This is a genomic window from Sulfitobacter sp. SK012, assembly GCF_003352085.1.
Taxonomy (GTDB): Bacteria; Pseudomonadota; Alphaproteobacteria; order Rhodobacterales; family Rhodobacteraceae; genus Sulfitobacter.
In genome coordinates this window covers 838829-863555 of sequence record NZ_CP025804.1, presented here as the reverse complement: position 1 = coordinate 863555, position 24727 = coordinate 838829, and the positions used below count along the sequence as shown (strand labels likewise).

The following is a 24727-nucleotide window of genomic DNA, read 5'->3' as shown; positions in this document are numbered from 1 at the left end:
CTCCTTTAAATTATAAAGGGCGTTGTCCTCTGGGTCTCCCCCGACAGGCATCCCCTCACGGGGGCCACCAACACCAATAGAAGTCGCGCTTATAGGCGCTATGCAGATGGAGTCAACGGGGCGATTATAAGATCGGAAGAATGTCTGATTTGCGCTCCAACGCGGACACCATGAAAGGAGTGGTCCTTCAACACATAACACCAAACCCAAAGTTAAAGATGTGAGTGAGCAACTTTGAGCGCATGCTCGAATGTTGCACGTGCAAAGTCGACGTCTTTACCATCGAAACCATTGCTGGGTGGCACGACCGAGGCCTTTCGCTCGCTCTTTACAACCGGAAATACCCGACCCTCCATCACGGTGCCCCAAACTTTAACATCTCTGATTTTCATTGGGTCCACAGCAAGAGGGTTGTCGTCTAGAATGGTAAAGTTAGCGCGCTTTCCGGGTTCAATGCTGCCGATCTCATCTTCAAGTTTCAATGAAAACGCGGCCTCGATTGTGACGCCGCGCAAGGCATCTTCTACGCCCACCCTTTGATCCGGCCCCGCAACACGCCCTGAAGCTGTCACCCGGTTTACCGCACACCACATCAGGAAAAGAGGATCAGCTGGTGCCATCGGCATATCGGAATGCAGTGACCAGGGAATTCCAGCCCTCGAAATATCACCCAACCTGACCATCGCATCCGCTCTTTCGGGCCCAAGACCAACATCAGAATACTGGTCTGCAAGGGCGGTAACGTAGTAAGGATTACCGCTGACGATGGCACCTAGGTCAGAAATCCGCTGCACTTGTTCCTCTGCACTCACAGCAAAATGAACCAACACGGTGCGATGGTCATAGCGTGGATTACGTCTCAGATTGAATTCAAGCGAGTCCAGAACCCGATCAACTCCAGCGTCTCCGTTGACGTGCACATGAATTTGGTAACCTGCGTCCCAATAAATTCGGAATGCTCTTTCAAACAGATCCTTGTCCATCATCCATTCGCCTGTGTGGCCATCCAGATATGGATCGCGAACCTGCATGAGCAACGAATAGATGGCTCCATCGGCAAACAGCTTCGCTTGCTTTGGTGCAAGGCTGGTCATGCCCCCATACCAGCTTTCCAGCTTTTCGGTCTCTGCAATCACCTGCGCATCGTCGGGGTAGGTATCGACCAAGGTTTTGGCGTCCGGCATGAAGGACCAGCGGAAAGGCATGTCCGGGCTGGACATAACCGCATTGATGCCGTCCTGAACCGGCTTAGCCAGAATGCCGCCCGGTTCGTTTCCGATCGTGATGCCTTTGGCGTGCATGTAATCGCGGGTCAGTTCCAGACCTGATTGCAACCGTTCTGGTGTCGCAACAAGCGATGCGATCATCGGTAGAACCGCGAACAACCCTTGCTCCCAGAACCGCCCCTCCAAAAATTCGGATTGTTGCTGTGCAGTAGCTGAAAATCCATCGACGACTTCCGACGTGACACCGCCAGCTGCCAATGCGGCACTGTTGAGTATCATCTCATGGCACGACCGTGCCCAGACCAGTATCGGTTGGGTTGAACTTATCGCATCAAGATCTTCACGGGTGAGCGGGCCATAAAATGCAGGGTGATACCCCCAAGAAACAACGGGTTCAGCAGGATCAGTACGTTGCTCAACCGCTGTTGTGAGCCGGTCAACGAAGTCCGCTTTGTCCTTTACCGCAGGAACTGTACCAGAGGGCAAAACCCAATCTTCGATCGATAGGATTTCCGAAGACATTGTGAGCGCGGCCAAAAGCGGGTGGTCGTGTTGGGCAATAAATCCGGGCACAATGACTTGGTCAGAAAACGTTGTATCAACCTGGTGGCGCTGCCCTTTCAGGATGCCTTGAATGTCCTCAAGACTGCCAACCAAAAGGATGCGGCCATTTACGACTGCGACGGCTTCGGCCGAGGGCTTTGCCGGATCAAGCGTCACGATCTCCCTGGCAGTATAAACCGTGACCGTAGGAAGTGGTACAATTGCCGTCCCCAGCTCAGAGAGCGAACCGGTCTGCCCAAAGGCCGCGCTAAGCGGCGTTAAGGCAGTCGCACCAGCAACACTTGTTCTCAAAAATTTGCGTCGATTTATCGTGGACATTTCTGAGCTCCTCAAGCCAGTTATCCACACTATGCAAGCTGGCATCTGCTTCTGACAACGGTTTTCGTCGCATTCGCCCACAATCTAGGGTTGGGCGCATATAGGCAGCGGTTTTTTCCGTCTAAACGCTCTAGTCTCAGCCCTTTTTCGCCATCGATGCACATTCAGCATGGCGGTGGCACGTTAGGATGTGGTCATTAACCAGCCCGCAGGCCTCCATCCACGCGTAGACAATTGTGGGGCCGCAGAACTTAAATCCATTTTTCTTTAAATCCTTCGAAACTTGAACAGATAGCGGCGTTTGTGGGGGCACGTCGGTTTGCGTCGCGAACCGGTTTTGCAACGGCGCGCCATCCACATATCGCCACATGAAGTTGTCAAAACCCTCGCGCGCCTCGATCTCTTGCCAAGCGCGTGCGTTGTGAATGGCGGCCTCAATCTTGCCGCGGTGACGAACAATGCCAGAATTGCCAAGCAGACGCAGGACATCTTCTTCGCCCCAACCTGCGATGACATGCGGATCAAATCCCTGAAATGCATCGCGGAAATTGTCTCGCTTCTTTAAGATCGTGATCCAACTTAGCCCCGCCTGAAAGCCATCAAGAATGAGCTTTTCCCACAAAGCCCGGCTGTCCCATTCGGGCACGCCCCACTCCGTGTCGTGATAGGTCGTATAGATCGGTTCAATCCCCGCCCAGTTGCAACGCTCCATCCCAGACCTTTCTCAATTGCTCATATTTTCCGGTTTAGTCAAATTAGAACAAAAAGAGAAGATTAACCTCCCCTTAGGCTCCAAGGTAGAAGAATGGCTAGGTGTTTAGCTGATAAGGATTCTGCCGTGGCCCGCCCATTTCACTACAAACGCGTTCCCGTCATTTCGGGGTCGGACAATCCGCTAAATTATGCGGTCGGGCAGATTGAAAAGACCACGTTGGAATGTGTCGCAGACGCTATCAAGCACAAGCAGACATTGCTGGCATACCAGCCGGTCATGCGCACCGATAACCAAAAAGTAGTCGCTTTTTATGAAGGGTTGATCCGTGTGCTAGACCCATCTGGCCGCGTCATTCCCGCCAAAGATTTCATGCCTGAAGTGGAAAACACCGAAGCCGGCCGCGAGATCGACGTGCTGGCCTTGCGCATGGGATTAAGGGCCCTCAACAACAATCCCAATCTGCGCTTGTCGATTAACATGTCGGCGCGCTCGATTGGATATCAGCCTTGGAACAACACGCTCAATCGCGCACTCAATCGCAATACTGCTATCGGGGAGCGCCTAATCCTGGAAATCACCGAAAGCTCGGCCATGCATGTGCCGGAGCTGGTCGTAGATTTCATGGACCGGTTGCAGCCAAAAGGTATCTGCTTTGCCATGGATGACTTCGGGTCCGGCCAAACAGCAATTCGCTACTTTAAGGATTTTCTGTTCGACATGCTCAAGATTGATGGTCAGTTCATTCAAGGTATTGCGGGCAACCCCGACAATCAGGCGCTCACCAAGGCGCTCATTTCGATTGCGCAACACTTTGACATGCTGACAGTTGCGGAGTGCGTAGAGTGTCACGAGGATGCCGTGATGCTGACCGAACTTGGCGTAGATTGCCTGCAGGGCTATTTCTTTGCGGCACCCACGACGCGCCCGAGCTGGATGCGCGATACCTCCATGCGAGCGGCAGGTCAGTAAGACCTGTCAGCACTAACTTGCCACCGGCACTTGGCCCCAATCAGCCTGTGAGTTGCTGCGCCAAATCAAATGCGATATGGCCAAAGTTGAGTCTGGGGAACACTGGCGTTAACCAACTGCTGCGCGTCACAGCATGTTCCCCGGCCATACAACGCTAGAGGAATACCCCCATGACCAATGTCGTGATCGCCTCCGCTGCGCGGACTGCCGTCGGCAGTTTCGGCGGCTCTTTTTCCAACATCCCAGCGCATGATTTGGGTGCTGCCGTTCTCAAAGAGATTGTTGCGCGTGCGGGCATCGACCCCTCTGAAGTGTCAGAAACAATTTTGGGACAAGTGCTGACCGCAGCACAAGGACAGAACCCTGCCCGTCAAGCCCATATCAATGCAGGCCTGCCGCAAGAAGCTGCCGCTTGGTCGATCAACCAAGTTTGCGGCTCTGGGTTGCGCGCGGTCGCACTTGCCGCCCAACATATTCAGCTTGGCGATGCCAGCATCGTTGCTGCCGGTGGTCAAGAAAACATGACCATGAGCCCGCATGCCCAAGCCCTGCGCGCAGGTCAAAAGATGGGTGATCTGCAATTCATCGACACCATGATCAAAGACGGCTTGTGGGATGCGTTCAACGGCTATCATATGGGCCAGACTGCCGAAAACGTTGCTCAGAAATGGCAGATTAGTCGCGAACAGCAGGACGAGTTCGCTGTCGCTTCGCAAAACAAAGCCGAAGCCGCGCAAAAAGCCGGGAAATTTGCGGATGAAATCATGCCGTACACCGTGAAGAACCGCAAAGGCGATATTGTTGTCGACGCAGATGAATACATCCGCCACGGCGCAACGATGGAAGCCATGCAAAAACTGCGCCCCGCGTTCGCAAAGGACGGCTCTGTAACGGCCGCCAATGCGTCTGGCCTAAATGATGGCGCGGCGGGTGCACTGATGATGAGTGCGGACGAAGCCGAAAAGCGTGGCATCACGCCATTGGCCCGCATCGCATCCTATGCAACCGCCGGTCTGGACCCAGCCATCATGGGCGTGGGCCCGATCTATGCCAGCCGCAAGGCGTTGGAAAAGGCCGGCTGGAAGGCCGAAGATCTCGACCTTGTTGAAGCCAACGAAGCGTTTGCTGCGCAAGCCTGTGCAGTCAACAAAGACATGGGTTGGGACCCTGCGGTCGTAAACGTCAATGGCGGTGCCATTGCGATTGGTCACCCCATCGGTGCCTCCGGCGCGCGCATCCTCAACACCCTCTTGTTCGAAATGCAGCGTCGCGGCGCGAAAAAAGGTCTCGCTACTTTGTGCATTGGTGGCGGCATGGGTGTTGCTATGTGCCTCGAGCGGCCGTAAACCAAATCGGGCGCGCAATTTAATTGCGCACTCGAACAAAATGAAGCAATAACATTACCCGCAGGAGAAAATTATGTCGCGTGTCGCACTTGTTACCGGAGGCAGTCGAGGAATCGGTGCTGCAATTTCATCCAAACTGAAGGCTGAAGGCTGCACAGTTGCCGCAACCTATGCAGGCAACGATGAAGCCGCTGCAGCTTTCACTAAGGAAACTGGTATCAAAACGTTCAAATGGAACGTTGCCAGCTACGAAGAAAGCAAGGCCGGCATTGAAATGGTCGAAGCAGAGCTTGGCCCTATCGAAATCGTCGTCGCCAATGCCGGGATCACCCGCGATGCGCCGTTCCACAAAATGACGCCCGAACAGTGGAAAGAAGTCATCGACACGAATTTGACCGGCGTCTTTAACACGGTCCACCCAATCTGGCCCGGCATGCGGGAACGCAAATTTGGCCGCGTCATCGTGATTTCATCGATCAACGGCCAGAAAGGCCAGTTCGCACAAGTGAACTACGCGGCAACCAAGGCCGGCGATTTGGGTATCGTGAAATCACTGGCTCAAGAAGGCGCGCGCGCCGGCATCACAGCCAACGCGATCTGCCCCGGCTATATTGGCACCGACATGGTAATGGCCGTGCCAGAGAAAGTACGCGAGAGTATCATCGCTCAGATCCCAACGGGCCGTTTGGGCAACCCCGAAGAAATCGCACGCTGCGTTGCATTCCTCGCCTCTGACGATAGCGGCTTTATCAATGGCTCGACGATCTCTGCCAACGGAGCACAATTCTTCGTCTGATTTACGCTACATTCTAAAAGCAAAAGGGCCGGTTGATCACAACCGGCCCTTTTTTATCCCGTAAGAGGCGCTGCAGACGCTCAGCGGGAAACCGTGCCAAAAAGCCAGTTCCAGAAACCAGACACAGCACGTCCGCGTTCAGCGTGGGCGGCGTTCATGGCAGCACGGGCGGCGGGGTTTGTGGTTGCTTCAAACATCTACACAGTCCTTTTTGGCAATCATTGTTTGGTGTTTCTTATCTGACACCAATATGGTTCTTTTGTCTCATAGCTACAAACGAGACTTTTCACCCCTTCACATAAGATATACTTAACTGACATGTCTGATCGCCTCCCTCCCCTCACCGCGCTGCGGGCCTTTGACGCTGCGGCGCGCCATATGTCTTTCGCCAAGGCTGCGGATGAGCTGAATGTGACACCCGCCGCGCTCAGCTTTCAGATTAAATCCCTAGAAGAGCATCTGGGCACAGCCCTCTTTCGCCGCCTCAATCGTGCGGTCGAGTTAACCGAAGCCGGAGAGGCGCTCGCGCCCTCGGCCGCCGAAGGGTTCCAAACCCTCGCCCGCGGTTGGCGCGCAGCCCAACGCACGCAAGACACTCAAACGCTGACCGTAACGGCAGGGCCAGCCTTTACCGCCAAATGGCTGGCCCCCCGGCTTTATGAATTTGCCCAACAACACCCCGAAATTGAGCTGCGGTTTTCGGCGTCCCTGCGCCGGATGGATTTCGACCGCGACAATATCGATGTCGCAATTAGATTTGCCGCAAAAACCGATCCAGGCCATTACACACTGCCCCTGGCCGAAGAATGGGTGACGCCCGTCATGACGCCTAATTTGGCGTCGCAGTTTCCCACAATTGAAAGCCTCAAGGCCGCACCCTTTATCTTTGACGATTCGATCAATTTTCTGTCACCACCCGTAAATTGGAGTGTGTGGTTTGATCAGGTCGGCACCCCATTTGAGCCGTTGCACGGGCCAAGGTTTTCTCAGGCCGACCATGCAATCGACGCGGCCCTCGCCGGCGTTGGTGTGGTTTTGGGCCGCCGCGCGTTGGTCATCAAAGACCTTGCAGATGGCCGGCTCGTGGCCCCTTACGGCATTGCCATCGCAACAGGCGCACGTTTTCGGTTTCTATGTCGCGAAGGCGCAGAAAAACGCCCCCAGATTGCTGCTTTTCGTGACTGGATGCTTGCCGAGATCGAAAAGACAGTGCATTTGAGCGACCAGTTTACCATCATCAGATCCGAGACATCATGACCCGCATCCGCGCCACCGCAATCGGATTTATAGCAGTGTTGCTGTGGTCGTTGCTCGCTCTCTTCACCGTGGGCTCTCAGCCCACTCCGCCCCTCTTACTCAATACGATTTGCTTTGGCATCGGCGGAACCGTCGGGCTGATCTGGGCCATTTCAACCGGCACACTGAGCCAGCTGCGCAACGTAAATCCGCGTGTCTATCTCTTTGGTACTCTTGGGCTTTTTGGTTACCACCTACTGTATTTCTCCGCTCTACGGTTGGCGCCTGCCGCGGAGGCCGGGCTGATTGCGTATCTTTGGCCATTGCTTATCGTCGTCTTTTCCGGCTTGTTGCCAGGCGAACGGCTTCGGGCAGGCCATGTAATTGGGGCCATAGTCGGGTTTTGCGGGGCGGCTCTCATTATATCGGGCGGCGGCGCTGGCCTGTCTGCGGATAACCTGCCGGGCTACGGCCTCGCGCTTGTCGCGGCCGTCACATGGGCCACCTATTCCGTGCTGTCTCGCAGGGTCGGCGATGCGCCAACAGCCAGCGTAGCAGTGTTTTGCCTCGGGTCAGCGCTGCTGTCCCTACCGCTGCATCTGCTGTTTGAGCAGACGATACTGCCCACCACGACACTAGGCTGGGCCGCTATTACAGGGCTCGGGCTTGGGCCAGTTGGGCTTGCATTTTATGTTTGGGATATTGGCGTCAAGCAGGGCGACATTCAGTTGCTGGGCACCAGCTCTTACGCGGCACCTCTGTTATCTACGCTTGTTTTGGTGGTTTTCGGAGTGGCCGCCCCCAGCATGACCCTGCTTTGGGCGGCGCTTTTGGTTACCGGCGGCGCGTTGATCGCTGCGCGCGCCAGCTTTAAGCCTTGATCGCTATTGCGATAATCGCGTGATTTCTTCTTTCAATCGGAGTTTTTCTTTTTTCATCGTGGCGACGCTTAGATCGTCCACCCCGGGAGCGCGTTGAGCTGCCTCGACAGCCTCACTCATATCCCTGTGCTTCTTCTTCAACGTCTCAAGATGTGCGGTAAGAGCCATACATTCCTCCTGCTGGTTAAGTTGCCTGCTTAGTGAATCACACTCGCTGTCCGAAGTCACGCAGCACCGCAGCATAATGGCGTGAACAGTTACCAAACGGTTAATACTTACTCAGAACTCAAGGGCTTTTCCGCCGCGCAGCACCGCACGTACGCTGTCGACATAGCGGTCGCCGTCCTGGTGAACGTCGTCTCGATGCATAACCAATTGTGGATGCAGTCGAAATGCCGCGCGCCCGTTCTTGCGCGCCCGCACCAGAACCAGTTCTGCCGCGCGTCCTGCACGGGGGCTGATTGGTAAAACTTCGACTGACCCCATCCCACTGGGCAGGGCCGCAAAAATGTCGGGCAAGCGCTCGGCGCGGTGAATAAAATGCGCGTATCCTTTTGGGGCAAGTCTTTTGGCTGCGATTTGCACCCATTCTGCCAACGGTGTGTCCTCGCCCAAGGCCCCTTCCCGCGCAGGGTTACGTGCGGCGACAGACGCGGCACGATCATAATAAGGTGGGTTGGCCAACACGTGATCGAATTGTCGCTGCCGCAGATCTGCCGGCATCCCCGTGATGTCGCAGGTGAACACCTCAAGAGCATCCGAATTGCGTACGGCAAGGGCGGCATAACTCGCATCTCGCTCAACCCCCGTCAGCAAAAGACCGGGCACACGTGCGCCAAGACACAAAATTGCAGCGCCCACGCCACAGCCCAGCTCAAGCACGCGTTGGCCGGCATGTGCTTTGACACTCGCGGAAAGCAGGACCGGATCAACCCCAGCACGGTAGCCAGTGCGCGGTTGCCACAAATGCAACAACCCGCCCAGAAACGCGTCATGGGTTAAATCGCTCAACGCCCGTGCGGAATCTCATTGTCCCGCATGACGCGCTGGGCAGCGGTCAGATCATCCTCCCGAACCATCAGTCGGCGTGGGAAAATCCCGATGCCTCCTTCAAGCACGCTCATGTTTACGTCGAGATCGAAGCAGGCTATATCCTCGCCCTGTAAGAGGGCGGTAGCAAAGGCAATGATCGTTGGATCGGTGCTGCGCAAAAGTTCCTTCATATCAGTGTGTAAGGGCAGATCGCCCGAAATGTCGAGGCTTGGGGGCAAAGACAAAGCAATGAAAGCCGACGCGACGCAAAAACCACATGACCAATTGGCAGAGTGGCTGGCCACCGACCTTGACGCGGTTAACGAACTTATCCGTGAAAAAATGGCCTCCCGACATGCCCCACGCATCCCAGAAGTGACGGCGCATCTGGTCGAGGCGGGCGGCAAGCGATTGCGTCCGATGCTGACACTCGCGGCGGCCCATCTGTGTGGCTACAGCGGGCCCTACCACATCCATTTGGCCGCCACGGTCGAGTTTATTCACACCGCGACCCTTCTGCATGACGACGTGGTCGATGAGAGCGCGCAGCGGCGCGGGCGGCCGACGGCAAACCTATTGTGGGACAACAAATCCTCCGTTCTGGTCGGCGATTACCTATTCTCTCGTAGCTTTCAATTGATGACCGAAACCGGGTCGATGGCAGTCCTGTCGATCTTGGCCAATGCATCGGCCACCATTGCCGAAGGCGAAGTCTTGCAGCTGACCGCAGCGCAGAACTTGGCGACCGATGAAGATATCTATCTACAGGTTGTCCGCGGCAAAACCGCAGCGCTGTTTTCAGCGGCGACCGAAGTGGGCGGTGTGATCGCAGACGCGCCCGAAGCCCATGTGCGTGCGCTTTTTGACTATGGTGATGCGCTTGGCATCGCATTCCAGATTGTGGATGATTTGCTGGATTATCAAGGTGATGCCAGCGCGACCGGCAAAAATATTGGCGATGATTTCCGCGAGCGCAAGCTGACCTTGCCTGTCATCAAAGCCGTCGCAAAAGCAGACGCCGAAGAGCGCGCGTTCTGGAGCCGCACGATCGAGAAAGGCCGCCAAGGCGATGGTGATCTGGATCACGCGATGGCGCTTTTGAATAAGCACGGCACAATGGCTGAAACGAAAAATGATGCCGTTGCATGGGCCGAAAAAGCAAAAGACGCTTTGTCTGGCCTCCCGGATCATGAGCTGAAAAACATGCTGCATGATTTGGCAGACTACGTGGTTAGTCGGATTAACTAAGGACTTTGCCGTCAGCGACCCACCAATCGCTGTGTTGCTTGCGTATCTTTTCAGCCGCCAGGCGGGCCATGGCAGCGCTTGAATAGACCCCAAAGCATGTGGCACCCGAACCTGACATCCGCGCAATCAGCGCGTCCCCCAGTGCTGATAACACCTCTGATATTTCCGGTGTTTGGGTTTGGGCCACCGCTTGCAAATCATTGCGCTGATGCGCGAGCCAAGTGGCAAATGTTTGAACAGATTGCCAGCCCTCAAGCGAATCGGGCATTGCCGGGTTTTGTTTTGACGCAAGCCCTGCGAAGACCTGCGGTGTTGGGACATGGACACCTGGATTAACCAGAACAACCCACATTTCTGGAAGGTCTGGAACAGGGCAAAGTTGCTCACCGATGCCTGACATCCGCTGCGGAAACGTCGACAGGCATACCGGCACATCTGCCCCAAGACAAAGTGCGTGTTGTGGCGCGTCCAAGCTTCGCAGCACCGCAGCAGCATCTGCTGATCCACCGCCAATACCAGCCCCATGTGGTAGGTTTTTTTCGAGCGTGATTTGACCTGACCACCCCGCTTGAAATGCGGCCTGCCAAACGAGATTACGGGCGTCGCAGGGGACCCCCTTGGCAAAAGGGCCTGTCACTTCCAGCGACAATTCCGGTCCTTGTTCGAACCATAGTCGATCGCCGATATCTGCAAAAACAACCAAAGAATCAAGCAGATGGTAGCCATCGGGTCGTTGGCCCGTGACGTGCAGGGTTAGGTTGATCTTAGCCGGCGCAAACGCCTCATTTGTCATCTGCAACCTTGAGGGGCGGCGCACCTTCATCAGCCAGAACTTTGTCCAATCCATCCGCCAGCTTTGCACGGATACGGTCGGGATCAACCTCACTATCGGTGTCTGGTGTTTTGGCAAGCGACAAGGCACGGCTCCACTGGAACTGCGCCTCACGCTTGCGGTCCACGGCCCAATAGACATCCCCCAGATGGTCATTGACCACCGGATCGACAGCGATCAGTTCGACCGCGCGCTCCATCTGCACAACGGCTTCTTCATAGCGACCCAGACGGTAATACGCCCAACCAAGCGAATCCACAATATAGCCACTGTCAGGAGCAGCCGCGACCGCACGCTCGATCATCTCAAGCGCTTCATCGAGTTTTACGTTCTGCTCCACCAGTGAATAGCCCAGATAGTTGAGCACCTGAGGTTGATTTGGATTTAACGCCAACGACGCTCGGAAATCCGCCTCCGAGTTTGTCCAATTTCCTGAACGTTCCTCGGCAATGCCACGCGAATAAAACAACCGCCAGCGGGCGCGTGCCCCTTCGGGTGTAAGCTCAAGCGCGCGGTTGTAAGACAGGATCGCTGCGTCGAAATCATCTTGGCCACGCAGTAAGTCGCCAAGCGTGGAATGCACTACCGCCAGATTACCGTGGCTGCGCGTCAGCTGCTCCAGCACCTCAATGGCCTGCGTAGGTTTATCAAGACGGCGCAACCCGTCAGCACGCCCCAGCTCTGCTGCGTGGTAAGCTGGACTGCCTGCGGGAACGGCTTTGTATTCTTCAATCGCCAACTCATACTGTCCGAGCGACTCCAGTAAGTCCGCCGTCAACAAAAGCGCATCAACGTGATCAGGGCGCAAGTACCGTGCAGTCCGCGCGTATAGCATGGTGTAATAGTCGCCCGCCTGCTCAGAACGCAGCACAGCGCCGAACGTAAAGAACACCTCTGCCAGACCGTCTCTGGCTGAAGTGATATGGGTAAATGGCACGGTTTCATCTGCCTCAAGCTTGGCGATCATCGTATCCAGCTCTGGATCCGTCGCATCCCCAAAATTCTGACGGATCGCTATCAAGGCGTCCTCGTTGCGCCCTAGCTGAGACAGTATCTCGGTGCGCGCCATTACGCCGCGCCGCGTGTTGGCTGCCCGACCTGGAGCACCAGCTGCAAACAAAGCTTCTGCTTCGGCATATTGCCCGACACTCGCGAGTGCCAAAGCCTTGTGATACTGCACAAATCCTTGCATCCCCGCTTCGGCTGACAATCCGTCAAACACCGCAAGTGCTGCAGGCACGTCACCCGAACCAATAAAGCTCCACGCTTTGACCAAACCATCAACCCAAGGACCAATCCCTTGGGTGTCCATTTCGCGATTTTGAAGGGCCGCATAGTCGCCCGCATTGATCAGGCCTGCTGTCAGGATAAGACGTCCGCCCTGACTGCGCTGGCCGGTTTCTTCCAAAGCCTGCGCCAGAGGGATCGCTTGATCAACAAGGCCAAGTGACAAGTAAGACAGGGCCGCGTTTTCCATCAGCTCTGCGTTGGCCGGGTCTTGCGCTAGCGCCTCAGAGAAATACCGCGCCGCCGCGCCGTAGTCATTGCGGGCCGCCGCATGGCGCGCTGCAAGGTAATCACCAGCAAGCGATTGCGCCGCTGCCGGAACTGCAAATGATATGCCCAATGCCACGAGGGCGATACGGGTCGATTTCTTCAGAAAATGCATGTTTGCCTGCCTCTACTCTTTTGAGAACACGCTACTGATGTATCCCCCGTGACGCAATGCTGGCGCTCCTTTTGCATCAGCAAAGGAGCGCCGTCTGCGATCACATATTCGGGTAGTTTGGCCCATCTCCGCCCTGCGGCGTGGTCCAGACGATGTTCTGGCTTGGGTCTTTGATATCACAGGTCTTACAATGCACACAGTTTTGGAAGTTGATGACAAAACGCGGTTCTTTGCCAGCCTCCTCTACAAACTCATAAACCCCAGCCGGACAGTACCGCGCGGACGGCCCTGCATACTCCGCCAGATTGACATCCACAGGAACCTTCGGGTCCTTGAGCGTCAGATGCGCAGGCTGGCTTTCTTCGTGATTGGTAAAACTGAAAGCGACATTGGTCAGCCGATCGAATGACAGTTTTCCGTCGGGCTTGGGGTAGTCTATCTTTTTGTGCATGCTGGCTTTTTCAGTCACTTCAGCATCTGATTTGCCATGCGGCAACGTGCCCAACAATGAAAAGCCCAGAGTGTTGGTCCACATGTCCATACCACCCAAAGCGAGCGAAGCCGTCATCCCGTATTTGGACCAAAGCGGTTTAACATTGCGGACTTTCTTGAGGTCATCGCCAATGGACCCTGTGCGAACGTCGACCTCATAATCATTTAGCTCATCGCCCGCACGATCGGCCTTGATCGCAGCCATTGCAGCCTCTGCCGCCGCTTTGCCAGACAGCATCGCGTTGTGGTTACCCTTGATGCGCGGGACGTTGACCATCCCAACCGAACAACCCAACAGCGCCACACCGGGTGCCACCATTTTGGGCATCGACTGATAGCCACCTTCTGTGATTGCACGCGCGCCATACGCCACGCGTTTGCCACCCTCCAGCAAGTCAGCAATCATCGGGTGATGCTTAAAGCGTTGGAATTCCATGTAAGGAAACAGATGAGGGTTCTTATAGCCCAAATGCACCACGAAACCCACGTATACTTGATTGTTATCAAGGTGATAGATAAAGGATCCGCCCCCGGCGTTCTTGCCCAAAGGCCAACCCATCGTGTGGGTCACGGTGCCTTCTTTGTGCTTTGCAGGGTCGATTTCCCAAATTTCTTTCATGCCCAGACCGTATTTCTGGACCTCTTTGCCTTTCGCCAGATCGAATTTTTCGATCACCTGCTTTGAAAGGCTGCCCCGCACGCCCTCGCCCAAGAACACATACTTCCCGTGCAATTCCATGCCGGGCTCATAGTTTGGTCCGGGCTTGCCATCCGCCCCCAAGCCCATCTCACCAGCAACGACGCCTTTGACTTCGCCTTTGTCGCCATAAACGATTTCAGAACACGACATGCCGGGGAATATCTCGACGCCCATTTCTTCGGCTTGTTCTGCCATCCAGCGACACACATTGCCCATCGAGACAATGTAGTTGCCGTGGTTGTTCATCAACGGCGGCATTGGGAAATTGGGAATGCGTATCTGTCCCGCTTCGCCCAACATGTAAAAGTTGTCTTTTTTGACAGGCACCGTGATCGGCGCGCCTTTTTCTTTCCAGTCGGGCATCAACGCATCAAGGCCGCAGGTGTCCAGCACCGCGCCCGAGAGGATATGTGCGCCAACCTCAGAACCTTTTTCCAGCACGACCACATTGCAATCTCCATCCAATTGCTTGAGCCGGATCGCAGCCGAAAGGCCGGCAGGCCCGGCCCCAACGATTACAACGTCATATTCCATTGCTTCGCGTTCAATCTCGGCCATGTAAGCGATCCTTTTCGGGGAAAAAACAGTTAAATGTGGCTAAACCACAGAACCCCGCATTGCAATCGGGACGTTGGGTGAAAATAGGGGAATATGGCCACGCAAAACAAGAGGATCTGTAACGGCCGTGCAAAGCTGTTAATGCTGCTTGGCGTAAATCCCCAGAACTTTTTCCACCGCATCACCATTTGTCACATCCGCGTTGTAAAGCGCCGCCAACAACCGGCGGTCATAGGTGCGCGGTTTATCTTCATCCAAGTTGTCATAGGTAAAGAACGGCGAATTTTGTGCGTCATTCATCAGACCCATGGCCTGTGTCATTTCCTCATAGATGCAGGACGCCTGCATGGTGGGCGCAATGTCGGGTGAAATCACAATGGTGCCAAAATGGATGCTGTCCGCGTTCGATAAGACGTTGAAATAACACGGCCCACTGCCCTGCGCATAAGCACGTGGCAAGTTCGAAGACGACCGCCCCCACGCCGTCAGCAACATCAAATGGGACGCGAGCGGCGGCGAAACCATGAACACAAAGACGTTGGCCGTTAGGTTGAGATCTTCGTGCCCTGCGATCAACAGATCCGACGTCATACGCCCAGCATCCGTTCGGCGCGGCGCGTAATGCGACTCGGTGTAGAACCGGTCCGCCAAAGTATCGCTCGCAAGGTGCACAAAATCCGGGGGGTCCATCGCAAGCCCGGTGGTGTCGCGGATAAATTCCGCCACATCTGCAAATGCTTCGCGGTCCACAGGCCGGTCGTGCACAACAACAAATCGCGGGCTGTAGTGCCATTTCTTGATGGTATTCGACTTGGCATTAAGGATCATCGTCGCGTCTGAGATTTCATCAGCCGCGCGTGCGCCCCCGAGGCTTAACCCTAAGCCCAAGGTCAAAGCTGCCGACAATGCCAGCATCGATTTTCGCATGAAGCCCTCCAAAGGCACTTTTATCCACTGAACCGATCCTGGTGGCTCAAGTCAAATCACGCTTCGCCACAATTCGACATGTTTCGTGACTTAACGCTCTGCGTCATTCCGGGCTGTCGCCCATCAAATATCGCGGCCCCGGCCCCTTGGTCGCTGCCTTGTCCACTGGGTTATAAAGCGCACAGGCTTCAAGGCTTAAGCAACCGCAACCGATGCAGCCGTCCAGATTGTCGCGCAGCTTTGTGAGCGTGGCGATGCGGCTATCAAGGGCTGCGCGAAACCCTTCGCTGATCCGCGCCCAATCCGCCTTGGTTGGTGTGCGCCCGCCCGGCAGAAGGTCCAGTTCGGCCTTGATCTGCGGCAGGGTAAATCCAAACTGCTGGGCGATCATCACAAAGCTGAGCCGCCGCAAATCCGCGCGCTCAAATCTCCGCTGTCCCCCACCATTGCGCCAAGGTTTGATCAATCCCTGCGCCTCATAATACCGGATTGCAGACACCGCAAGACCCGTGCGCCGTGCCAGCGCGCCGATTGAAAGCCCATCATTTACCGCCATAAATTTCCCCAAAGAAATACCTTGACCTCAAGTTAGGTTTAGAAATTAGAACTGATGTGGTCAACAGATTGAATGTGAAAGGAACACCAATGCCCGCAATGCTTGAACACGCCAACTACACCGTTTCAGACCCCGCCGCGACGGCCGCATGGATGGCAGATATTTTTGGATGGCACCTACGCTGGGAAGGTGACGCCATGGCTGGCGGCCACACAAAACACGTCGGTACTGACAGCCACTATGTCGCCCTCTACTCTCCGGGTGCGCAAACCGCCAAGGAAGCCAACACTTATCTCACCACGGGTGGGCTAAATCACATCGCTGTGGTGGTCGAAGACCTTGATGCGACTGAACGTGCGGTGATCGCCAAAGGCTTCAAAACCGGCAATCATGCAGATTATGAGCCCGGCAAACGGTTCTATTTCCACGACGCAGATGGGATCGAATACGAGGTCGTTCAATACATCTGACACAGGTTGATGCGCAGACCTTCGCCCATCCCCCCTTGCAATTGGCGGCCCAATTGGGTCAGGTATCTATCAACCGAAATCGCGCGTCCCGGTCCCCACCGGGGCGCGCCTTGCATACCGCGAACAGGCTGACATGGAAAAGATCCCGATGACCCGCTCAGGCGCTACAGCGCTTGAAACCGAATTGAAGCATCTGAAAACTGTCGAACGTCCTTCGATTATTAAGGCGATTGCAGAGGCGCGCGAACATGGCGACCTGTCAGAGAACGCGGAATACCACTCAGCGAAAGAAAAGCAGTCCTTTATTGAGGGGCGCGTCAAAGAGCTTGAGGGTGCAATTTCCCTCGCAGACGTTATCGATCCGGCCAAACTTTCGGGCACCATCAAGTTCGGCGCGCTCGTGACAGTAGTGGACGAAGACACTGACGAGGAAAAAACCTATCAAATCGTTGGCGAGTATGAAGCCAAAATCGAAGACGGGCTTTTGAACATCAAATCGCCGATCGCCCGCGCTCTTATTGGCAAGGACGAAGGCGACAGCGTCGAAGTCCGCACCCCCGGCGGCATTAAATCCTACGAGGTCCTGAAAATCGTTTACGCCTGATATTACCGGCGCGGAGCAAACGACATGACTGACATCGACCAAAACCAAGCCAGCGGCGCTGACGCGGCGCAGCAATCAAATGCTGCCTCGCGGCCGACGCCTTTGGGCATCTACGACAAGGCAAGATCCGACGGCATCTCCGCAATCGAGGTGGTGGCCCTTGCCCTATCCGCCATTTGGCTTCTTGGTACGGCGATCTTTTTTATCTTCATCCCCCAAGAACCTGCTCCTGTTGGTCAGGGCCCCTTGCGGTTCTTGATGACGATGTTGGCAATCTTTATGCCTGTCGCGATGATCTGGGTTGCGGCAACGGCCGCCCGCGCCAGCCGTGTGATGCGCGAAGAAAGCCAACGTTTACAGGCAGCAATCGACGCCATCCGCCACGCATATATTTCCCAGCAACAGGGGCAAAACCTCCGCACCGAACCATCCGTGAGCCGCAAGCTTGATGAGATCGCTGCCGCCACTCGTAAAACAGAGACGGCACTTGCAACGTTCCAAAGTCGGCGAGAGGAGCCTGTGCGCCCGTCCCCGGCCCCCGCGGCCGATGCACCTCCACGTGATGATCAACCTGCACTAGCACTTGGCACGCAAAGCGCCGACATTGCGCTGCCTTTGGCGACCGATGACTTGATCCGCGCACTCAATTTCCCTGAAACTGCCGAAGATGAAGTTGGGTTTGCCGCCCTACGTCGCGCCCTCAAAGACCGAAGCGCCGCTCAACTTATCCAAGCCGCGCAAGACGTGCTGACCCTACTGAGCCAAGAAGGCATCTATATGGATGACCTGCGCCCCGACCGCGCCCGCCCCGAAGTATGGCGCCAGTTCGGCCAAGGGGCCCGTGGCCGCACAATCGCTGCATTAGGCGGGATACGAGATCGTTCTTCGCTGGCCCTGACCGCGGGCCGCATGAAGGAAGATCCAATTTTTCGCGACGCTGCACATCACTTTTTGCGCCGCTTTGACCGCCTGTTTGCCGATTTCGAAAAAGACGCGTCTGACGGGGAAATTTCTGCTTTGGCCGATACCCGTACGGCACGCGCCTTTATGTTACTGGGCCGGATAGCAGGAACGTTCGACTAATGCACTAACCGCAAGTTTGCGCCGCGTTCTGCGCATCAAAAACTGTTTTTTGCGTCGTCCCATCTGCCAATTCAAACATTGCCGCTGCCCCTGCCATTTCGCCGCCTGTCACCCTGATCTGACCCAGATCGGACGTGGTCAGGCGATCATCGGAATCAATGGAAAACACAGCCTCGGCCGATTCTAACGCGACACGCAATACGATCGCGCGGTGCCCCCTCAACAAAGGTGGCGTTGAAACGTCCGGCGGCGGCAAAACGCGCCAAGACACCAAAGCCCCGTCGCTTTGCACCTAAGACCATGCATTTGGCGTGCTTTGGATTCAAATTCCAAACGACGCGTATGGGATGAAACGAACCATGTCGCCGGGAGCAATGTCCCGAGCTTCTTCCGATAGCTCGACCAACCCTTCGGCCCAACTAAGGCCGCTAATACGTCCTGACCCTTCAGATGGAAAAGCCTCAATCTTGCCGTCGCGCATCCGTGCACGCAGATACTCGCGGCGCCCCGGTTTTTTTCGTTTTTCAAATGCGGCTGGCACATCGAACCCTTGTGGGCTGGGCCAGTCCTCGCCTGCCATTACAGCCAGCGCTGGTCGCGTAAAGAGGAGCGTACAAACCATCGCTGCAACAGGGTTTCCCGGCAATCCAAACACCGGAATACCGTCCCACACCCCAAGCGCAAGCGGCCGCCCTGGCTTGATCGCGATGCGCCATAATGTCATCGCACCAGCCTCGCTCAGCAGTGCCGACACGTGGTCTTCATCCCCGGCAGACGCACCACCACTGGTCAAGATCGCATCCACTTTTCCCGCGGCATCATCCAGCATGTGCCGCAGGGTATCTCGGTTATCAGGCGCGCGCCCAAGATCGACAGGGTCATGGCCCATCTGCGCCAAAAGCCCTAACAGCATTGGTCGGTTTGCGTCATATATCTGACCGGGGTGCGCGATCTCTCCGGGCTCGACCAACTCATCGCCTGTGGACAATACTCCCACCCGCAAGGGAACACGCACGACGATCTCAGACACATCCGTCGCCGCGAGCAGGGCAAGGTCTGACGCTGTGATTCGCCGCCCTGCCGCCAGAACCTGATCACCAGCGCCGACATCCTCGCCCGCACGTCGAGTATTCGCGCCCTGTTTTAGTGGGCCAGTAAAACAAATTGCTCCGTCGCTCACCGTGACATCTTCTTGCAAAATCACCGTATCAACGCCTTCAGGCAACGCAGCACCGGTCAGCACTCGGATCGCCTGGCCGTCCGGCACTGCGCCCGGCGCATCGCCCGCAGCAGCACGACCAGATACCAATGGAATTTGATGCGCGCTGGGTCCACGCCCGCCAGCAAAACCGTAGCCATCCACCGCCGTGTTCGCCAAAGGCGGGTTTGCGCGCTTCGCTTCAACCGCATGGGAACTAACCCGTCCAAGCGCCGCGCTCAGCGTGATTTTTTCTTCTCGAACGACAACACGCAGCCGGCCTTGCAAAAGATCCAGCGCGTCATCGACGGGTGTCCAATGCACACCACGCGGCAGGGCAAAACAATCATTTCTCAGGCGCAGCCCACCCCGAAGCGCATCCTCAAACCCGACTCCGAAAATGGCCCCTTCTCGCGGCGCTTCGACATCCAACATCCCGCCCAGGTCATCTGCGTCGAGAGCAGCGATTTGTGATGCAAGTTCTGACACCTGCCAACTATCTTTGATCTGCCCCTCAGGAGCTGGCCCGACGGTCAACGATGGCCAGATTTCAACAAAAGCGACGTCACGATGAAGCGGTTCAAATGGCCAAACGCGCACCTGTTTTGCAAACTGGCGGCGCAGACGCGCCAACACCGGCAGGCCCATAAACGTCTGACTGCCCACCGCTCCGGCACCCGCCATTTGCCAGCAAGTGAACGTACCTTTGGCCTGCTGCTCAGCCTCGCGGCGATCTGGAAACGGGTTGTAATAATGATCTTTGCGTCGCGGCAAGCCGTCGATATCCCGGCCAAGCCCGTTCGCCCAGAACGGCCCTTTGCCTCCCATCGTGCTGTTAATCTCTCCGGCCAGATCAAAGCGGTTGTTGGTCTCAGGCGCATCCTCAATCCGCGCTTCGAACCAATCCCAAACCACCAACGGATCATCCTGCCCGGTCAAAGCCTTCGCAAAGCCAACAGGATATCCAAAGGAGAAATCGAATCCAGCAAACACCCGCCGCCCAGCAGCGATCTCCACTTCAAGAAACGCTGCGATCCAGATTTCTGCCGCGACCCTATTGCGAAGGTAAACGGGCGCATCTGCGACACCGTTGCGCACCACGCCGGCCCATATCGCGTCCTTGCGTGGCTTGGGCCCCGTGTCGTTGCCACCCGACCAATCGACAATCAAAACCGTATCAAACGGTTTCACAATCCAACCTCAGCCAGAATGAAATCCGCAATCGCCACAGTATCATCCAACTCAAATACGGGCCGATCAAACGTGATTTCCGTATCACTTGCCATTGCGCGCACCGTGGGATCATCCGTCCCAATTAACGGATTGCCCGTTTCAGCACGATACGCCTCGATCTTGGGGTGAGCATCGCGCTTGTAGCCTTCGATCAATACCAGATCGACGGGTGCGAGCTTGCCCAGAAGCACGTCCAAAGTTGGCTCATCTTCGCCCTTCATCTCATGCATCAGCGCAAATCGGTTCCGCGAAGCCAGCAACACTTCGGTCGCCCCAGCAGTGCGGTGGCGAAAGCTGTCCTTGCCGGGGTGGTCGACGTCAAAGCTGTGATGTGCGTGTTTGACTGTGGATACGCTCAAACCACGCCCGGTAATTTCGGTAACAAGGCGTTCCATCAGCCCGGTTTTGCCAGCGTTCTTCCAACCAACGACACCATAAATTCTCATAACATCGCCTCTGCATGGGCCAGATCGTCGGGGGTATTCACATTGAAAAATGCGGCTTCCTCAGGGAATACCGCCTCTGCGCCGTTATGGGTATCGCTCCACAGGACAACTTTGCGCAAACCGCACTGCAGCGCCGCGCGCAGATCATTGCGCAAAGCAACAGGCCAAAGACCAAAGGTCGGATGTCGCGCGGTTCCCCGTGTAGGATGAGGAGTCGCGGCGAGCGCTAAGGGATGCAATCGCCCCTCTGAAGCAGCCAGCAACTGCGGGACAAGATCACAGGGGAAAAAAGGCGTATCCGCAGCGGCAGTCACAATCGCATCTGCCCCTTGTGTCGCGGCCCAATCAAGCCCCGCTAAAACCCCGGCCAACGGTCCAGCAAAGCCTTCAATGCTGTCGCCAATCACAGGCAGTCCAAATTCCGCAAAACGGTCCGCGTCACCATTCGCATTCAAGGCAAGACCCGCCACTTGCGGCTCCAGCCGATCGATCACACGGGCCAATAAAGTCTGACCGCCCAATCGCAGCAGGCCCTTATCGCCCCCCCCCATACGCGTGGCCTGGCCGCCAGCGAGGATCACACCGAGAGGTTGTTTCATGTGGCCTCACCTTCGCCCTGCTGTCCCATCAATTCGTCGAAAACCTCAATGGCCGAAAACCACGAGATCAGACAAGAAGCGACGCATAAAAACAGCGCAGTTACCGGGCCTATCCAGAATTTAAGCCCCGCCATGTCGAGATCAACCATCACACCGAAAGCGGTCCAGACAAGCATAAACAAAGCAGCGCGGATCGGCTTTTGGCGGAGACCACGATGTGGACACGCCCAACTCAGCATCACGCGTTGCAACATCTCGGTTCGGACGGTGCCGCGCATTTGAACGACGTCACTCATGCAGCACCCTTGCGCCCGCTCTTGCTTGGTTCATCTTTGATTGCGGTCGGGTCCGCGTCCCGGATCAGACGGTCTTCGCCCGCAAGGCAAACAAACCGCTGTCCCCGCATCCGACCAATCAACGTCAACCCCACAGATTGCGCGATTTCTACGCCCCACGCGGTGAAACCAGACCGCGACGCCAACACCGGAATGCCCATCATCGCCGTCTTGATCACCATCTCGGAGGTAAGCCGCCCGGTCGTGTAAAGGATTTTGTCATCAGCTCTAGTGCCCGTCGCCAGCATCCAACCGGCGATCTTGTCGACGGCATTATGGCGGCCCACGTCTTCCATATAAACCAGCGGCTGATCCCCCTGACACAGCACCGTGCCATGGATCGCCCCCGCCTCCAGATAAAGGCTCGGCGTCCGATTGATCCGCGCTGACAAGGCATAAAGGCATGATGTCCGGACCGGACTTGCGGCCAGCTGCACACCTTCTAGTCCCTCCATCATATCGCCGAATACGGTGCCAACAGCACATCCGCTGGTCCGCGTTTTACGGCGCATCTTGTCCTCGTAGTCCGTGGCGCGCTCGGTGCGGACAACCACGGTTTCTAACTCTTCGTCATAATCGACGCCCTTGATCACGTCGCTGTCCTGCAACATCCCCTGATTGCGCAGAAACCCAAGCGCAAGATAGTCGGGATAGTCGCCAATAGTCATCGCGGTCACGATTTCCTGCGCGTTCAGAAAAATCGTCAGGGGGCGCTCTTCGACAACACGGATGTCTGTCTTGGCCCCTAAATGATCAACACCCTGCACCAAACGCGTCAACCGCGTCGCTGCGGGATCAGGCGCAATGATGTATCCGTCAAGATCGTCGTATCGAGCCAATTGCATCCCCTCCGGACAAGCGCTACCGATTGCATACAATCTAGGGGCTTTGCATGACCATCACCACCACGAAATCGGCTTACCGACAGGGCGTCCTGGCAGGTCTGCCGTTTGTGTTTGTGATCATCCCTTTTGCCACGCTTTTTGGCGTCATTGCGACCGAAGCAGGCCTGAACGTTTTTGAAACTCTCGCCTTTTCCGTCGTTGTGATTGCAGGGGCTGCGCAACTCACCGCCCTGCAGTTGCTCCAAGAAAATGCGCCGACCGCGATTGTGCTGGTGTCAGCGCTTGCCGTTAACCTGCGAATGGCGATGTATTCGGCATCTCTCACGCCCTATCTTGGGGCTGCTCCTTTGTGGCAACGCGCGCTGTGTGCCTACCTCATGGTCGATCAATCCTATGTCGTCGCCATGACCCGCTTTGAATCAGACCCCGGCATGGGCGTACCCCAGCGCGTCGCCTATTTTCTTGGTGCAGTAACCTCCTGTGTCCCCTTGTGGTATGTTTTTTCGCTTGTTGGCGCGTTGGTCGGCGCACAGATCCCGGAAGCGCTGGCACTGGATTTCGCGATCCCCATCGCTTTCCTTGCTATGATCGCGCCAATGTTTCGGACCGTCGCACATGTTGTCGCCGCCTTCGTGGCGGTACTGGTCAGCCTGCTGGCCACCCAAATTCCATACTCACTAGGCCTCATTGTGGCCGGTCTGGCAGGCATGATGGCAGGCGCTCAAACTGAACTTTGGTTAGAACGGCGGGGGCGCATCCATGATTGAAACATCAACCTTGTGGTTCATCATCATTGGCCTAGGGATCGGCAGCTTTGGCTTGCGCTTTGTCTTTATCGGGCTGGTGGGCGACCGCGCGATGCCGGCTTGGTTGCTGCGTCACCTGCGCTACACTGCGGTGGCAATTCTGCCTGCGCTGGTGGCCCCGCAAGTTTTGTGGCCCGCCGCGACTGATGGCGCGTTGGATATGCCCAGATTGGCCGCCGCCACAGTAACGCTGACAGTTGGGGTCATCACAAAAAATGTACTGCTGGCGATCTTTAGCGGTGCCGTCACGCTTTATGGGCTGCTCTACCTGATCGGCTAGGGCTTACTGCAGTTGTCCCTGCACACCGTCGACAACATTGCCGTCGTCGTTTTCATAATAGCGCGTTGTGCTAACACCGGGGCGCACCTGCATCTGCTTCATCAGAGCGGTTGGATAAAACCCTGATCTAATATCCTCAAATCCAGGTATCTCGCGAAGGATGCCCGTGGTGGCACTCGCGCACATGGCTGAAGGAACCGAGCCTTTTGCCTGAACCAACTGCAACGCACGTTCAGCTTGCGCAGGCGTCACGGCGATTTCTTGGCTGACCACATGAAATAGGCTGCGTGCATGGGCGGACTTATAGATCTGCACCCAACTCGGCGACATTCCATAAAGCACATCACCGCTTGCTGGCACGTCCGGGTGGTTAAAAGAGCCCGCTGGATCAAACAGAACCGTCTGCGAAGCATTGACCAACAGCGCCGTGTGCGCACCTTGGCCGCTGCGGTTGTTGATCATGGTAAAGACAGTCAGCGTCGGCTGTGTGCCAGAGCGATAAATGCTACTCGCGATCTGTTCTTGAGATGATTCTTTGCCCTTTTCGGCACATCCCACCAACAGGGCGCAGCAAAACAGCATGCTTGTCAGAAGCTTCATGACAGGTCCTCCGACAATGCAAATATTTTAGGTAATAAAGATCGCCATACCGACAAGAATCACCAGGATCACGATCACCGACTTCGTCACAAAGGACATAAAGCCATCAAACACTTTTTGCTGGGTCGTGCTATCCATAGAACCGTGTTCGTGCTCAGCCATT

29 protein-coding genes are annotated in these 24727 nt (G+C 56.0%); 11 read left to right on the top strand and 18 right to left on the bottom strand.

Annotated features, from left to right (window positions below; genetic code table 11):
- Positions 1-212: 212 nt before the first annotated feature.
- Entirely contained in the window at positions 213-2108 is a 1896-nt protein-coding gene (locus C1J03_RS04345; RefSeq protein ID WP_114884083.1) for an amidohydrolase, read from the bottom strand.
- A gap of 136 nt (positions 2109-2244) precedes the next feature.
- Complete coding sequence (locus C1J03_RS04340; protein WP_114884081.1) at positions 2245-2820, bottom strand: DNA-3-methyladenine glycosylase I; 576 nt, start codon at positions 2818-2820, stop codon at positions 2245-2247.
- A gap of 126 nt (positions 2821-2946) precedes the next feature.
- On the opposite strand from C1J03_RS04340, the gene C1J03_RS04335 reads away from it, so the two are divergent.
- The 5 genes from C1J03_RS04335 to yddG all read left to right on the top strand — a co-directional run bounded on the left by C1J03_RS04335 (position 2947) and on the right by yddG (position 8051).
- Entirely contained in the window at positions 2947-3792 is an 846-nt protein-coding gene (locus tag C1J03_RS04335; RefSeq protein WP_254694171.1) for an EAL domain-containing protein, read from the top strand.
- Between the two features lie 170 nt (positions 3793-3962).
- The gene (locus C1J03_RS04330) at positions 3963-5138 is read left to right on the top strand and encodes an acetyl-CoA C-acetyltransferase (RefSeq protein ID WP_114884077.1); all 1176 of its coding nucleotides are present in this window, start codon (positions 3963-3965) and stop codon (positions 5136-5138) included.
- Between the two features lie 73 nt (positions 5139-5211).
- Positions 5212-5934 (top strand): acetoacetyl-CoA reductase, encoded by a 723-nt coding sequence (gene phbB / locus C1J03_RS04325; RefSeq protein ID WP_114884075.1) that lies wholly within the window; start codon positions 5212-5214, stop codon positions 5932-5934.
- A 318-nt stretch (positions 5935-6252) separates the two neighbouring features.
- A complete protein-coding gene (locus C1J03_RS04320) occupies positions 6253-7191 on the top strand; it encodes a transcriptional regulator GcvA (protein WP_114884073.1) in 939 nt (312 codons plus the stop codon).
- A complete protein-coding gene (gene yddG, locus C1J03_RS04315) occupies positions 7188-8051 on the top strand; it encodes an aromatic amino acid exporter YddG (RefSeq protein WP_114884071.1) in 864 nt (287 codons plus the stop codon). Before C1J03_RS04320 ends, yddG begins: the two co-directional genes overlap by 4 nt.
- 3 nt (positions 8052-8054) lie before the next feature.
- On the opposite strand, the gene C1J03_RS04310 is transcribed toward yddG, so the two are convergent.
- From C1J03_RS04310 to C1J03_RS04300, 3 genes are all read right to left on the bottom strand, one after another.
- Positions 8055-8219 (bottom strand): YdcH family protein, encoded by a 165-nt coding sequence (locus tag C1J03_RS04310; RefSeq protein ID WP_114884069.1) that lies wholly within the window; start codon positions 8217-8219, stop codon positions 8055-8057.
- Between the two features lie 111 nt (positions 8220-8330).
- On the bottom strand, positions 8331-9062 hold the full coding sequence (locus C1J03_RS04305) for a tRNA1(Val) (adenine(37)-N6)-methyltransferase (protein ID WP_114884067.1): 732 nt from the start codon (positions 9060-9062) through the stop codon (positions 8331-8333).
- On the bottom strand, positions 9059-9274 hold the full coding sequence (locus C1J03_RS04300; protein WP_114884065.1) for a putative signal transducing protein: 216 nt from the start codon (positions 9272-9274) through the stop codon (positions 9059-9061). Before C1J03_RS04300 ends, C1J03_RS04305 begins: the two co-directional genes overlap by 4 nt.
- 58 nt (positions 9275-9332) lie before the next feature.
- Here C1J03_RS04300 and C1J03_RS04295 point away from each other — a divergent pair, with 58 nt between their 5' ends.
- Positions 9333-10331 carry a polyprenyl synthetase family protein gene (locus C1J03_RS04295; protein WP_114884063.1) on the top strand — a complete coding sequence of 333 codons (999 nt, stop codon included), beginning with the start codon at positions 9333-9335 and terminating at the stop codon, positions 10329-10331.
- Here the strand turns inward: C1J03_RS04295 and C1J03_RS04290 are convergent.
- The 5 genes from C1J03_RS04290 to soxR all read right to left on the bottom strand — a co-directional run bounded on the left by C1J03_RS04290 (position 10324) and on the right by soxR (position 16065).
- The gene (locus C1J03_RS04290) at positions 10324-11124 is read right to left on the bottom strand and encodes a 4-(cytidine 5'-diphospho)-2-C-methyl-D-erythritol kinase (RefSeq protein ID WP_114884061.1); all 801 of its coding nucleotides are present in this window, start codon (positions 11122-11124) and stop codon (positions 10324-10326) included. The two genes, C1J03_RS04295 and C1J03_RS04290, sit on opposite strands and share 8 nt — an antisense overlap.
- Positions 11114-12832 carry a tetratricopeptide repeat protein gene (locus tag C1J03_RS04285; RefSeq protein WP_114884059.1) on the bottom strand — a complete coding sequence of 573 codons (1719 nt, stop codon included), beginning with the start codon at positions 12830-12832 and terminating at the stop codon, positions 11114-11116. Before C1J03_RS04285 ends, C1J03_RS04290 begins: the two co-directional genes overlap by 11 nt.
- 100 nt (positions 12833-12932) lie before the next feature.
- Entirely contained in the window at positions 12933-14582 is a 1650-nt protein-coding gene (locus tag C1J03_RS04280) for an electron transfer flavoprotein-ubiquinone oxidoreductase (protein ID WP_114884056.1), read from the bottom strand.
- A gap of 138 nt (positions 14583-14720) precedes the next feature.
- Positions 14721-15509, bottom strand: a complete 789-nt coding sequence (locus C1J03_RS04275; protein WP_114884054.1) for a DUF2927 domain-containing protein — start codon at positions 15507-15509, stop codon at positions 14721-14723.
- 103 nt (positions 15510-15612) lie between these two features.
- Complete coding sequence (gene soxR, locus C1J03_RS04270; RefSeq protein WP_114884052.1) at positions 15613-16065, bottom strand: redox-sensitive transcriptional activator SoxR; 453 nt, start codon at positions 16063-16065, stop codon at positions 15613-15615.
- An 89-nt stretch (positions 16066-16154) separates the two neighbouring features.
- On the opposite strand from soxR, the gene C1J03_RS04265 reads away from it, so the two are divergent.
- From C1J03_RS04265 to C1J03_RS04255, 3 genes are all read left to right on the top strand, one after another.
- Positions 16155-16535 (top strand): VOC family protein, encoded by a 381-nt coding sequence (locus tag C1J03_RS04265; protein ID WP_114884050.1) that lies wholly within the window; start codon positions 16155-16157, stop codon positions 16533-16535.
- Positions 16536-16668: 133 nt separating this feature from the next.
- Entirely contained in the window at positions 16669-17139 is a 471-nt protein-coding gene (greA, locus tag C1J03_RS04260; RefSeq protein WP_114884048.1) for a transcription elongation factor GreA, read from the top strand.
- A 24-nt stretch (positions 17140-17163) separates the two neighbouring features.
- A complete protein-coding gene (locus tag C1J03_RS04255; protein ID WP_114884046.1) occupies positions 17164-18222 on the top strand; it encodes a hypothetical protein in 1059 nt (352 codons plus the stop codon).
- A gap of 4 nt (positions 18223-18226) precedes the next feature.
- On the opposite strand, the gene C1J03_RS04250 is transcribed toward C1J03_RS04255, so the two are convergent.
- Genes C1J03_RS04250 through C1J03_RS04225 form a run of 6 tightly spaced genes read right to left on the bottom strand, consistent with a single transcriptional unit; the run spans position 18227 to position 22878 of the window.
- A complete protein-coding gene (locus C1J03_RS04250) occupies positions 18227-18493 on the bottom strand; it encodes a hypothetical protein (RefSeq protein WP_162798442.1) in 267 nt (88 codons plus the stop codon).
- Positions 18494-18544: 51 nt separating this feature from the next.
- Entirely contained in the window at positions 18545-20611 is a 2067-nt protein-coding gene (locus C1J03_RS04245) for a molybdopterin-binding protein (RefSeq protein ID WP_114884042.1), read from the bottom strand.
- Positions 20608-21099 carry a molybdopterin-guanine dinucleotide biosynthesis protein B gene (mobB, locus tag C1J03_RS04240; protein ID WP_114884040.1) on the bottom strand — a complete coding sequence of 164 codons (492 nt, stop codon included), beginning with the start codon at positions 21097-21099 and terminating at the stop codon, positions 20608-20610. Before mobB ends, C1J03_RS04245 begins: the two co-directional genes overlap by 4 nt.
- Entirely contained in the window at positions 21096-21698 is a 603-nt protein-coding gene (gene mobA, locus C1J03_RS04235) for a molybdenum cofactor guanylyltransferase MobA (RefSeq protein ID WP_114884038.1), read from the bottom strand. Before mobA ends, mobB begins: the two co-directional genes overlap by 4 nt.
- On the bottom strand, positions 21695-21994 hold the full coding sequence (locus tag C1J03_RS04230) for a hypothetical protein (RefSeq protein ID WP_114884036.1): 300 nt from the start codon (positions 21992-21994) through the stop codon (positions 21695-21697). The genes mobA and C1J03_RS04230 overlap by 4 nt, the downstream gene beginning before the upstream one ends.
- Positions 21991-22878 carry a formate dehydrogenase accessory sulfurtransferase FdhD gene (locus C1J03_RS04225; protein WP_114884034.1) on the bottom strand — a complete coding sequence of 296 codons (888 nt, stop codon included), beginning with the start codon at positions 22876-22878 and terminating at the stop codon, positions 21991-21993. The genes C1J03_RS04230 and C1J03_RS04225 overlap by 4 nt, the downstream gene beginning before the upstream one ends.
- A gap of 47 nt (positions 22879-22925) precedes the next feature.
- Here C1J03_RS04225 and C1J03_RS04220 point away from each other — a divergent pair, with 47 nt between their 5' ends.
- Both C1J03_RS04220 and C1J03_RS04215 read left to right on the top strand, forming a co-directional pair.
- Positions 22926-23645, top strand: coding sequence for an AzlC family ABC transporter permease (locus C1J03_RS04220; protein ID WP_114884031.1), 720 nt, complete (start codon positions 22926-22928; stop codon positions 23643-23645).
- Positions 23638-23964, top strand: a complete 327-nt coding sequence (locus tag C1J03_RS04215) for an AzlD domain-containing protein (protein WP_114884029.1) — start codon at positions 23638-23640, stop codon at positions 23962-23964. Before C1J03_RS04220 ends, C1J03_RS04215 begins: the two co-directional genes overlap by 8 nt.
- A gap of 3 nt (positions 23965-23967) precedes the next feature.
- On the opposite strand, the gene C1J03_RS04210 is transcribed toward C1J03_RS04215, so the two are convergent.
- Positions 23968-24564, bottom strand: a complete 597-nt coding sequence (locus tag C1J03_RS04210) for a hypothetical protein (RefSeq protein WP_114884027.1) — start codon at positions 24562-24564, stop codon at positions 23968-23970.
- Positions 24565-24591: 27 nt separating this feature from the next.
- Positions 24592-24726, bottom strand: coding sequence for an aa3-type cytochrome c oxidase subunit IV (locus C1J03_RS04205; RefSeq protein WP_114884025.1), 135 nt, complete (start codon positions 24724-24726; stop codon positions 24592-24594).
- Position 24727 lies beyond the last annotated feature (1 nt).

Bases quoted from the DNA above. Each gene is read 5' to 3' on its own strand.
- C1J03_RS04345 (WP_114884083.1), bottom strand. From the start codon at position 2,108: ATGTCCACGATAAATCGACGCAAATTTTTGAGAACAAGTGTTGCTGGT.
- C1J03_RS04340 (WP_114884081.1), bottom strand. From the start codon at position 2,820: ATGGAGCGTTGCAACTGGGCGGGGATTGAACCGATCTATACGACCTAT.
- C1J03_RS04330 (WP_114884077.1), top strand. From the start codon at position 3,963: ATGACCAATGTCGTGATCGCCTCCGCTGCGCGGACTGCCGTCGGCAGT.
- phbB (WP_114884075.1), top strand. From the start codon at position 5,212: ATGTCGCGTGTCGCACTTGTTACCGGAGGCAGTCGAGGAATCGGTGCT.
- C1J03_RS04320 (WP_114884073.1), top strand. From the start codon at position 6,253: ATGTCTGATCGCCTCCCTCCCCTCACCGCGCTGCGGGCCTTTGACGCT.
- yddG (WP_114884071.1), top strand. From the start codon at position 7,188: ATGACCCGCATCCGCGCCACCGCAATCGGATTTATAGCAGTGTTGCTG.
- C1J03_RS04310 (WP_114884069.1), bottom strand. From the start codon at position 8,219: ATGGCTCTTACCGCACATCTTGAGACGTTGAAGAAGAAGCACAGGGAT.
- C1J03_RS04300 (WP_114884065.1), bottom strand. From the start codon at position 9,274: ATGAAGGAACTTTTGCGCAGCACCGATCCAACGATCATTGCCTTTGCT.
- C1J03_RS04295 (WP_114884063.1), top strand. From the start codon at position 9,333: ATGAAAGCCGACGCGACGCAAAAACCACATGACCAATTGGCAGAGTGG.
- C1J03_RS04290 (WP_114884061.1), bottom strand. From the start codon at position 11,124: ATGACAAATGAGGCGTTTGCGCCGGCTAAGATCAACCTAACCCTGCAC.
- C1J03_RS04285 (WP_114884059.1), bottom strand. From the start codon at position 12,832: ATGCATTTTCTGAAGAAATCGACCCGTATCGCCCTCGTGGCATTGGGC.
- C1J03_RS04280 (WP_114884056.1), bottom strand. From the start codon at position 14,582: ATGGCCGAGATTGAACGCGAAGCAATGGAATATGACGTTGTAATCGTT.
- C1J03_RS04275 (WP_114884054.1), bottom strand. From the start codon at position 15,509: ATGCGAAAATCGATGCTGGCATTGTCGGCAGCTTTGACCTTGGGCTTA.
- soxR (WP_114884052.1), bottom strand. From the start codon at position 16,065: ATGGCGGTAAATGATGGGCTTTCAATCGGCGCGCTGGCACGGCGCACG.
- C1J03_RS04265 (WP_114884050.1), top strand. From the start codon at position 16,155: ATGCCCGCAATGCTTGAACACGCCAACTACACCGTTTCAGACCCCGCC.
- greA (WP_114884048.1), top strand. From the start codon at position 16,669: ATGGAAAAGATCCCGATGACCCGCTCAGGCGCTACAGCGCTTGAAACC.
- C1J03_RS04255 (WP_114884046.1), top strand. From the start codon at position 17,164: ATGACTGACATCGACCAAAACCAAGCCAGCGGCGCTGACGCGGCGCAG.
- mobB (WP_114884040.1), bottom strand. From the start codon at position 21,099: ATGAGAATTTATGGTGTCGTTGGTTGGAAGAACGCTGGCAAAACCGGG.
- mobA (WP_114884038.1), bottom strand. From the start codon at position 21,698: ATGAAACAACCTCTCGGTGTGATCCTCGCTGGCGGCCAGGCCACGCGT.
- C1J03_RS04230 (WP_114884036.1), bottom strand. From the start codon at position 21,994: ATGAGTGACGTCGTTCAAATGCGCGGCACCGTCCGAACCGAGATGTTG.
- C1J03_RS04225 (WP_114884034.1), bottom strand. From the start codon at position 22,878: ATGCAATTGGCTCGATACGACGATCTTGACGGATACATCATTGCGCCT.
- C1J03_RS04220 (WP_114884031.1), top strand. From the start codon at position 22,926: ATGACCATCACCACCACGAAATCGGCTTACCGACAGGGCGTCCTGGCA.
- C1J03_RS04215 (WP_114884029.1), top strand. From the start codon at position 23,638: ATGATTGAAACATCAACCTTGTGGTTCATCATCATTGGCCTAGGGATC.
- C1J03_RS04210 (WP_114884027.1), bottom strand. From the start codon at position 24,564: ATGAAGCTTCTGACAAGCATGCTGTTTTGCTGCGCCCTGTTGGTGGGA.
- C1J03_RS04205 (WP_114884025.1), bottom strand. From the start codon at position 24,726: ATGGCTGAGCACGAACACGGTTCTATGGATAGCACGACCCAGCAAAAA.